The sequence below is a fragment of the Helicobacter pylori genome (assembly GCF_017594925.1).
In the GTDB taxonomy this organism is placed as follows: domain Bacteria; phylum Campylobacterota; class Campylobacteria; order Campylobacterales; family Helicobacteraceae; genus Helicobacter; species Helicobacter pylori_DP.
Window position 1 is genome coordinate 129,252 of the sequence record NZ_JAALNT010000004.1, and the last position, 8,917, is coordinate 138,168.

The window sequence follows — 8,917 nt, forward strand, 5'->3', positions numbered from 1 at the left end:
AAGAGATATTTTTTAAGGTTATGAATGAAAGCTATAAAAATACTTTTTATAATGGCACTCAGTTTAAACGCTATCAGCGTGAATAGGGCGTTGTTTGATTTAAAAGATTCGCAATTAAAGGGGGAATTAACGCCAAAAATAGTGAATTTTGGGGGTTATAGAAGCAGCACCAAAGAGTGGGGGGCTAGCGCTTTAAACTATATCAATGCGGCTAATGGCGATGCGAAAAAATTCAGCGCGTTAGTGGAAAAAATGCGTTTTAACTCTGGCATCTTGGGGAATTTTAGAGCGCATGCGCGTTTAAAGCAAGCCCTAAAATTGCAAAAGAATTTGAAATATTGCCTTAAAATCATCGCTAGGGATTCTTTTTATAGTTACCGCACCGGTATTTATATCCCCTTAGGCATTTCTTTAAAAGATCAAAAAACGGCTCAAAAAATGCTCGCTGATTTGAGCGTGGTAGGGGCATATCTTAAAAAGCAACAGGAGAATGAAAAGGCTCAAAGCCCTTATTACAGGAGCAACAACTATTACAACTCTTACTATAGCCCTTATTACGGCATGTATGGCATGGGAATGTATGGAATGTATGGCATGGGCATGTATGATTTTTATGACTTTTATGATGGCATGTATGGCTTCTACCCTAACATGTTTTTCATGATGCAAGTTCAAGACTACTTGATGTTAGAAAATTATATGTATGCGATCGATCAAGAAGAGATTTTAGACCATGACGCTTCCATTAACCAACTTGATACGCCCACTGATGATGACAGAGACGATAAGGACGATAAATCCTTACAGCAGGCAAATCTCATGAGCTTTTATCGTGATCCCAAATTCAGCAAAGGCATTCAAACCAACCGCTTGAATAGCGCTTTAGTCAATTTAGACAACAGCCGCATGCTCAAAGACAATTCGCTTTTCCACACCAAAGCCATGCCCACTAAAAGCGTGGATGCGATAACTTCTCAAGCCAAAGAGCTTAACCATTTAGTGGGGCAAATCAAAGAAATGAAGCAAGACGGGGCGAGTCCTAGTAAGATTGATTCAGTGGTCAATAAAGCTATGGAAGTGAGGGACAAATTAGACAATAACTTGAACCAACTAGACAATGACTTAAAAGATCAAAAAGGGCTTTCAAGCGAGCAACAAGCTCAAGTGGATAAAGCCTTAGACAGCGTGCAACAATTAAGCCATAGCAGCGATGTGGTAGGGAACTATTTAGACGGGAGTTTGAAAATTGATGGCGATGATAGAGACGATTTGAATGATGCGATCAATAACCCTATGCAACAACCTGCACAGCAAACGCCTATTAACAACATGGCCAACACCCATGCGAATGACAGCAAAGATCAAGGGGGTAACGTGCTCATAAACCCTAACAACGCCACTAACGATGATCACAACGATGATCACATGGACACTAACACCACTGACACCGGCAATGCAAACGACACCCCTACTGATGATAAAGATGCTAGTGGCAACAATACCGGCGATATGAATAACACCGATACCGGCAACACCGACACTGGCAATACTGATACCGGTAACACTGATGATATGAGCAACATGAACAACGGCAACGATGATATGGGTAACGCTAATGACGACATGAGCAACGGCAACGACATGGGCGATGATTTGAACAACGCCAACGACATGAACGACGACATGGGTAATGGCAACGATGACATGGGCGATATGGGGGACATGAACGACGACATGGGTGGCGATATGGGGAATTGAGATTAACCCCTAGCTCTTTGGTTAAAACTAGCCTTGTTTTTAATCAAAGATTGATAGCCAAAACTTTAATGGGTATTTTTATTTGTAGTGAAAACCATTCTCTTAAGGGGATAGGGGGATATTTTGGTACCCCTTTAACCCCCAACTAATTCCCCTAAGAACGCTTTTTAAAATCCAACCAAAGTTTTTTATCATCAAACTAGCACAAAAAACTCTGTCCTTTAGGGTGCAAGACGTAAGCGTATAGCCATTAGGCTATATTCAAGCTAACAAAATACCTCTAGTCTTTTTAGGGTAAGAAATGCCCATACAGACTTTAAAGAACAAAGCCTTTCGTGTTAGCATTCAATGGAATGCTTTAGTTAGGAAGCTCCTTGCTTTAGAAAGGGGCGGTTTCACACTAAAACGATTCTTTTAAGGTAATAGGGGGATATTTTGCGATGAATACCCCTTTTAAAGAGTCTTTTATATTAGCGTCCGTTAGAACACTTTACAGCTAGAAATCCCCTTGCTTTAGAAAAAGGGGCGGTTCCACATTTTAGACGCTCAAAATTAAAGGCAGAAATCAAAATTTCTTCTTGCTCACATCTTCTAAAATGTCTTGGGAGATCCCATCAATTTTAGCGCTGACTTGTAAGGAATGGTTAGCGATAGTCAAATTATCCTGCACATCTTGTTGCAAGGCGTTAATGGAGTTGTGGATGTTTTCTACGCCCTTGTTTTGCATTTTGATAGACTCGGCGTTATCGGCGATGCTTTGAACTAAAATATTGATATTGGCTTCAATCTCGCTGAGGGATTTTTGCGTCCTTTCAGCGAGCTTTCTCACCTCATCAGCCACCACCGCAAAGCCTCTGCCATGCTCACCGGCTCTTGCGGCTTCAATAGCGGCGTTTAGGGCTAATAGATTCGTTTGATCGGCAATATCTCTAATCATATCCACCACGCTTTTAATGTCTTGGCCTTGAGAGATCATCTCCTGGCTTTTAGAATCAATCATCGTAATAATATTAGTGATTTCTTCTAAGGATTGGGTGGTGTTTTTCAGGCTTCTTTCTTGCTTGTGGGCGGTTTTAGTCAAGTTATCCACGCAAGTTTTTAAATCTTTGGATTCATGATTGAGCGCGTTCGCAAACCCTAAAGAAGCTTTAAGTATGCTAGAAATTTCTTGCCCTAAAGTGTTGAGCGCTTTTTCCATGTTGGCTTTAGGGTTTTGGATATGGTGGGTGAAATCCAGGTTTTTATAATGCTCTAGGGCGTTGTTTAGGGCTTCAATATTAGCGCCAATTTGGTTACGGAAATACTGGATAATGCTATTAATGGTGTTTCTTAAGGCTTGCAAGTCTTTGTTTTTAGGCACGCATGCGATTTCTTGCGTGAAATCCCCACTTTCCACAAAATTAGCCACTTCAATGCTGTTTTGAATGGCTTTATTATCGGCTTGAATGTTTTCTTGGGTTTTAAGGATGTTTTCATTGATGGAAGCTTGCATTTGCCCGATTTCATCATAAGCGCTTGGGGGCGCTAGGCTTATGGCATGGTTATTTTTAGGGTTATTGAGCAGGTTGAAAAAATCATTTAGGGTGTTATTGACCCTACTGATGCGTTTGGTTATGAGACTGGAAATGATGATAAAGACTAAAAGGGCTAACACCAGCACGCCTAAAATCAAAGTGGTGATAATAATGAATTTGGTGTTTGTCGCTTCTTTAAAGACTAAAGATTTATTGACATATTTCCCAATCGCCCAACGCCAATGATTGCCGTTATTTTCTTTTCCTTCAAAAAAATCAAAGGGTTGTATGGCTAAAAAGGTTTCTGTATCCCCGCTCAATGAATGGTAGCTCAAAGTTCCGGCTTCGTTGTTGTTATAATACTCCACAGCTTTAGCGACTCTTCTATCCGGATTGATAGCGCTTAAAATCTTATCTTGGATCTCACGATTAGGGTTGATTAAAAGCCTGCCATCTTTCCCCATTAAAAAGGTGTTGCTCTTATTTTGGCCTATTACATCGGTATAAAAAGCGTCAATGTTTAAAAAGAGGTTCAGCGCGCCTATCACATTTTGATTTTTACCCGTTAGGGGGAGGGTAATATCCATGCCATAGATTTTATTGCCATTAACCTCTTTATAATAGGGATCTGAACGGGTTATACTTTTGAGCGAATGGATTTGATTGGTCATGTTTTCATTGAGCGTGGTATTAGGGTAGGCGATTTTTGAATCCATGCTCATGGCAGTGATAATTCGTTCATTATTATTCGTATAAATCGCGCTAACCAATAACACATGAGGGTTTGCCAGCAAAAACTCAGAGAGCATGCGCCTTTTTAGGGTGTCGTTGATAGCACTATTTTCATCGCTTAAAAATTTTTCAAGGGTGTTAGCACCCATAAAAATACGCTTCATAATGCCTTGAATTTTAAAACTGACTAACTGAGCTTTTTTTTGCAACAATTCTGTGGCTTGGCTTTGCAACACGCTTTCAACCTTGTAGCTGATAATAACGCCCATAACAGCGCTAATGACAATAACAACCGCACACACCATCATGACGATTTTAGAACCAATTCTTGTAGATTTCATTCCCTTTGCCCTTTTAAAACAAATTGATAGAGAACGATTATTATACATTGATTTTGAAACTTTAATAAAACAAGAGAGAACAAAAAGTAGAATAAAAGAGAGCCAAAGCCCCCAAAACTCCCCCAAAGAAGAGGAAAAGAAATAAAAATTACCTTTTAGAGAATTGCGGGCTTCTTCTGGCCTTTCTTTTACCATATTTTTTGCGTTCAACCACCCTTGAATCCCTAGTGAGCAAACCCTTAGGTTTTAAAATGGCCCTAAAAGCAATATCATAAGCGTTCAAAGCTTTAGAAATGCCATGCCTTAAGGCTTCCGCTTGCGCTGAGTAGCCCCCACCAAAAACCACCGCTTTAATATCCACAGATTGCTCTTGTTTGGTTAAAAGCAAGGGCTGCATGACTTTCATTTTAATGGCTTCATGTCCGCCTAACCATTGATTTAAGCTCTGCTCATTGATACTCAATCCGCCTTTACCCGGAGTGAGCCACACTTTAGCGATAGCGGTTTTTCTTTTACCGGTAGCATAGATTTTTCTCATTTAGCGTCCTTTTTGCTAGTTTGTGCGGTGTGAGGGTGCTTATCATCACGATAAACTTTGAGTTTTTTAATCATCGCTTTCCCTAATTTCGTTTTAGGGAGCATGCCCCTAACGGCTAAGTGGTAGAGCTTTTCGGGGGCTTTTTCTAGCATTTCTTGGAGAGTCTTGCTCTTAGTGCTGCCAAAATAACCTGAATGGGTAAAATACTCTTTATCCTCTAATTTCATGCCTGAAAATTTAACCTTATTGGCGTTGATAACCACCACAAAATCCCCACAATCCACATTAGGGGTGTAAAAAGGGCGGTGTTTGCCTCTTAAAAGCACAGCGATTTCAGTGATCAAGCGGCCAAAAACTTTGTCTTTAGCGTCTAAAACGACCCAATCACGAACGATGTCATTGACTTTAGCAGTCTTTGTCATAAGAATCCTTTGATAAAATTAAAGCACCCATTATAAGGAAATAAACTTAAATATTACTGAATTTAAGGAAAGTTTAAAGTTTAAAAATAAGGTTTTTTAAAAAATTTGTTTGATTGCTTTTTGATTTTATGGTAAAACTCATTTCTTAAGTAAAATTCATTTCCTTAAGGGGATAGGGAGGTATTTTACAATAACCCTCCCCTACAACCCCCAACCAAAAACCCCCTAACCCCAAAAGACCGCTTTTTAAAGAGGCTATCACTTGCTTACGCAAGCCATTTTATTGTATTTATTTTAAAAAATGCCTTTAAGCATTTTTTAATTTTGTTACTCATGCTTAATAAGCCAAAGCCTTTATTTTTGCCCTTGATTGAGCCTTTCTTCTATCTTTTTGATTTGTTGGCTCATTTGAGCGCTCGCGTTGATTTGATTGATGAGCATGTAAAGGTTTATCATCATCAAAAGTACCACCACAACCCCTAAAAAAAACACGATTTGAACGGCTTTTTTAGCGATTTCTCGGGCTTCTTGTTCTTTTTGCATGCGTTTTAATTTTCCAATTCTTCTGGGGATAAATCTTTATAAAAGCGTTCTAATTCAAAGCTCTCGCCCAAATATGCAGCGATTTCTTGGGAATCCACAAGGGCGTTTTGCAAGCAGCTCGTCGCGCCTGGAGAGGGGGTCATGTTAAAAGTGATGCCTTTATGGGTGCAAATCTTTTTTTCGCCCAATTCCAGCTTTCGCTTGGTTCTGTCTAAAACTTGCGGGCGTACTTCGCCAAAACCATGAGCGTATTCTAAATCTTCTAGGCTAAGAGAGGGGATGATTTTTTGAGCGTCTTTTAAAAATTTCCTTTTACCGATAATGGGCAATTCAAAAACCATGTTTTTAAACACATAATTACGGATTTCTTTATCGCTCATCAAATCAAACGCGATCTTAAACACATCTTTATTCAAATCCATTTTTAGTAATTCCAAACTAATACCCTTAAGCCAGCATTTGTTGCGCTCTAATTTAGGCATCGTTAAAGCCGTAGGCCCGATTCGTGTTTTTCCTTTAATGACAGCATCAGGGTCGCCATGCACGGCTGCAAAAGGGAGTTTGGGGTTTTGAACGGTATAAACCTTACCCCTTAATAAATCCGGCACAAAATAAAAGCTACCCGCCACAGGCAAGCACCCTAAATCCAAGCCATAGCCCATGCTCTGAGCCAAAGGCAAAGCGTAAGAGCCGGCATTGACTAGCACGAATTTAGCATACACTTCTTCAGCGTCTTCAGAAATGAGCGCGTAAGTGTCGTTGCGTTTTTCAATCTTTTTCACTTTGAAATTCAAAAACACCTGGTTGTTAGGCTTTAATTTTAGAGCTTCTTCAACGAAGTTTTCACTCAACTTCGCAAAATTCATGGTGCTCCAGTCTTTTTGATAGCCATGACCGATAATGTTTTCATGCCTGTCTATGCCATTAGCCCCTAAAATCACATTAGGCTCTAATTCTTTAATCTTTTGTTTGTCAAATTCCTCTAACCCCACAAAGATTTCCTTAAAGGATTCGTAGCGTTTTTTCATGAACTCGCATTCTTCATCGCCCACGCCTATGGCCATTTTCTGGGTTTCAAAGATCACTTCATTTTGCAAGCCTTTATTGAGCGCGTATTGCCTGGTTTTATAAGCGCTCAAACGCACTTTTTTAGCTTTTTCAGGAGTGTAATTCGTTTCAATAGAGCCATCATGAATGGTTTGCGAATTAGCCTTAGCGCTGGAGCTGATTTGAGCTAATTTAGAGCATTTTTCCACGATAGCCACGCGCTTTAAAGAGCTGTATTCGCTCAAAGTATAAAAGGTCGCGCACCCTGAAACCCCACCTCCAATAATCACGGCATCAAATTCCATACTCATTGTCTTTCTCCAAATGTTTTAAATTGATAAATCGTAATCATAGTACAAGAAAATCAATTCGCATTCAAAGGGCTTGAAGTTTTATTGACAAAATCTTTCAAATCGCTCATTCCAAGCACCCTATCAATCAATAATTTCTTTTTAGAAAACGCCCCGTTATGCTCTTCAGCTAGCCATAATGAAGTGATCACCACGCCTCCTATTTTATGGCTCAAGGTTTTAAAATGCTTTTGGGTTTGCACTGACCAAATGCTGTGAGCGACTATCGCTTGATGGTTGTGTGCGCCTAAATAGAGCATGATATGCCCTTTTAAATAGATGAGCGTTCCAAAAGGCGTGGCGTTTTTAAGGATGTAGTCTTCTTTTTCTTTGGCTTTCATAGAGCTTAAATCCACATAATTGTTCGCATAACGGCTTTGTGCATAGGAATTTCTGGGGAGCAAAATGCCAAAATTAGCGAAACTATCCCTGGTGAAAGCCGAGCAATCCCTGTTACCTAATAGCCCACCCCAGCCGTATTTTTGCCCTAGCATGGTGTCTATAAAATACGCCATGTTCTCGCTGTTAAAAGCCTTAGGGAAAACAAAAAAATCCTTTTCTTCTAAGATCACGCTTTGTAAAGTTGCATAGCCCTTAGCGTTCTTCAAAAAGCCATAGGCTTTCAATTCCTTTTTTTGGGGGTTTTGAGATGCGTTTTGACTTTGGGGGATGAGAGCGAACAATTCGCCCACTCTGGCGTTGGTGTAAAAATCCCCATAGTCTGTATAAAGGGGGATTTTATCTTTTATAGGCATGACATAATCTTTAAGATGGGTTAAAAGCTCTATGTCTTTATCGTGCATGTAGGCTAAATCGCTGACTTTAATCCAACCATAAACAAAACTGCTTTGAATGTGGGCGTAAGTTTTGTCCGTGTTGAAATGCGTGACTAAAACCGGCGTGCCTTGAAAAATCAGCGAATTTTGATACCTGTCAAAAGGATAACCTTTTGGAGAAAGATAAAAAGGCTTGTTAGTAGGCACAGCCCTAACATCGCTATCTCGCACCACAACAGCCTTAATCTTAGCGCTTGGGTAATGCTCAATATCCATGCTTTTAATAAGTGCATCATTGAAAGCTTTTGCGTTGGGTTTTAGATCTTCGCCATAACCGGTGGATTTATTCATCTCCTTAAGGATCCAAAACACCTCTTTTTTATTGCTTTTGACTTTCATATCTAGCCATGGGGAATACCACGCTTTGAGGTAGCTCTCTTTTAATTTTTCTCTTAACGCTTGGGGGTCAATATTGTTACTGCCATTTTGAGAGCTTGCAAGATAGCTTGAAGCCTCTTGGGGCAAGGATAAATCTTTGAGCGTGAAATCCTTTTTTGTGCAACCCACAAACAAAAACAAGAAAACTACAAGAAAATAACGCATGCTTTAGAGAACCTTAATGTCAAATGCGCAAATAGTTTCTCAAAATGCGCCCGTATTGCGGGCTTCTCAATTTTTTGATCGCAGAGCTTTCAATCTGGCGCACCCTTTCTCTAGTAACATTCAATTCTTTGCCAATTTCTTCTAAAGTTCGATCGCTTTCATCGTCTAAAAGCCCAAAACGCATGCGGATCACCGCTTTTTCTCGCTCATTCAACCGATCCAAAACGCTTTCAATTTGCGCTTTTAAATCTTCTCGCATGATGTGATCAATGGAGCTAACGATATTTTTATCT

General features: G+C 39.9%; 8 protein-coding genes and 1 pseudogene. 1 reads left to right on the forward strand and 8 read right to left on the reverse strand.

Translation table 11 applies throughout. The features are described 5' to 3' along the window. Positions 1–24: 24 nt before the first annotated feature. A complete protein-coding gene (locus tag G6069_RS03000) occupies positions 25–1,758 on the forward strand; it encodes a dentin sialophosphopreproprotein (RefSeq protein ID WP_197293326.1) in 1,734 nt (577 codons plus the stop codon). Between the two features lie 565 nt (positions 1,759–2,323). On the opposite strand, the gene tlpC is transcribed toward G6069_RS03000, so the two are convergent. The 8 genes and pseudogenes from tlpC to G6069_RS03035 form a co-directional block, all read right to left on the reverse strand. Further along, the gene (gene tlpC, locus G6069_RS03005; protein WP_197293327.1) at positions 2,324–4,345 is read right to left on the reverse strand and encodes a methyl-accepting chemotaxis protein TlpC; all 2,022 of its coding nucleotides are present in this window, start codon (positions 4,343–4,345) and stop codon (positions 2,324–2,326) included. After that, positions 4,342–4,540, reverse strand: a pseudogene (locus G6069_RS07955) (hypothetical protein). Before G6069_RS07955 ends, tlpC begins: the two are co-directional and overlap by 4 nt. After that, complete coding sequence (gene rpsI, locus G6069_RS03010) at positions 4,494–4,883, reverse strand: 30S ribosomal protein S9 (protein ID WP_001227274.1); 390 nt, start codon at positions 4,881–4,883, stop codon at positions 4,494–4,496. Before rpsI ends, G6069_RS07955 begins: the two are co-directional and overlap by 47 nt. After that, on the reverse strand, positions 4,880–5,305 hold the full coding sequence (gene rplM / locus G6069_RS03015) for a 50S ribosomal protein L13 (RefSeq protein ID WP_000167671.1): 426 nt from the start codon (positions 5,303–5,305) through the stop codon (positions 4,880–4,882). The genes rpsI and rplM overlap by 4 nt, the downstream gene beginning before the upstream one ends. Before the next feature lie 354 nt (positions 5,306–5,659). Next, positions 5,660–5,848, reverse strand: a complete 189-nt coding sequence (locus G6069_RS03020; protein WP_197293328.1) for a DUF5408 family protein — start codon at positions 5,846–5,848, stop codon at positions 5,660–5,662. A 5-nt stretch (positions 5,849–5,853) separates the two neighbouring features. Further along, positions 5,854–7,206, reverse strand: a complete 1,353-nt coding sequence (locus G6069_RS03025; RefSeq protein WP_000061407.1) for an FAD-dependent oxidoreductase — start codon at positions 7,204–7,206, stop codon at positions 5,854–5,856. A gap of 53 nt (positions 7,207–7,259) precedes the next feature. Then, a complete protein-coding gene (locus G6069_RS03030) occupies positions 7,260–8,624 on the reverse strand; it encodes a C40 family peptidase (protein ID WP_197293329.1) in 1,365 nt (454 codons plus the stop codon). A gap of 19 nt (positions 8,625–8,643) precedes the next feature. After that, the coding region (locus tag G6069_RS03035) for a sigma-70 family RNA polymerase sigma factor (protein WP_197293330.1) at positions 8,644–8,917 on the reverse strand (274 nt) is incomplete at its 5' end.

Bases quoted from the DNA above. Each gene is read 5' to 3' on its own strand.
- G6069_RS03000 (WP_197293326.1), top strand. From the start codon at position 25: ATGAAAGCTATAAAAATACTTTTTATAATGGCACTCAGTTTAAACGCT.
- tlpC (WP_197293327.1), bottom strand. From the start codon at position 4,345: ATGAAATCTACAAGAATTGGTTCTAAAATCGTCATGATGGTGTGTGCG.
- rpsI (WP_001227274.1), bottom strand. From the start codon at position 4,883: ATGAGAAAAATCTATGCTACCGGTAAAAGAAAAACCGCTATCGCTAAA.
- rplM (WP_000167671.1), bottom strand. From the start codon at position 5,305: ATGACAAAGACTGCTAAAGTCAATGACATCGTTCGTGATTGGGTCGTT.
- G6069_RS03020 (WP_197293328.1), bottom strand. From the start codon at position 5,848: ATGCAAAAAGAACAAGAAGCCCGAGAAATCGCTAAAAAAGCCGTTCAA.
- G6069_RS03025 (WP_000061407.1), bottom strand. From the start codon at position 7,206: ATGAGTATGGAATTTGATGCCGTGATTATTGGAGGTGGGGTTTCAGGG.
- G6069_RS03030 (WP_197293329.1), bottom strand. From the start codon at position 8,624: ATGCGTTATTTTCTTGTAGTTTTCTTGTTTTTGTTTGTGGGTTGCACA.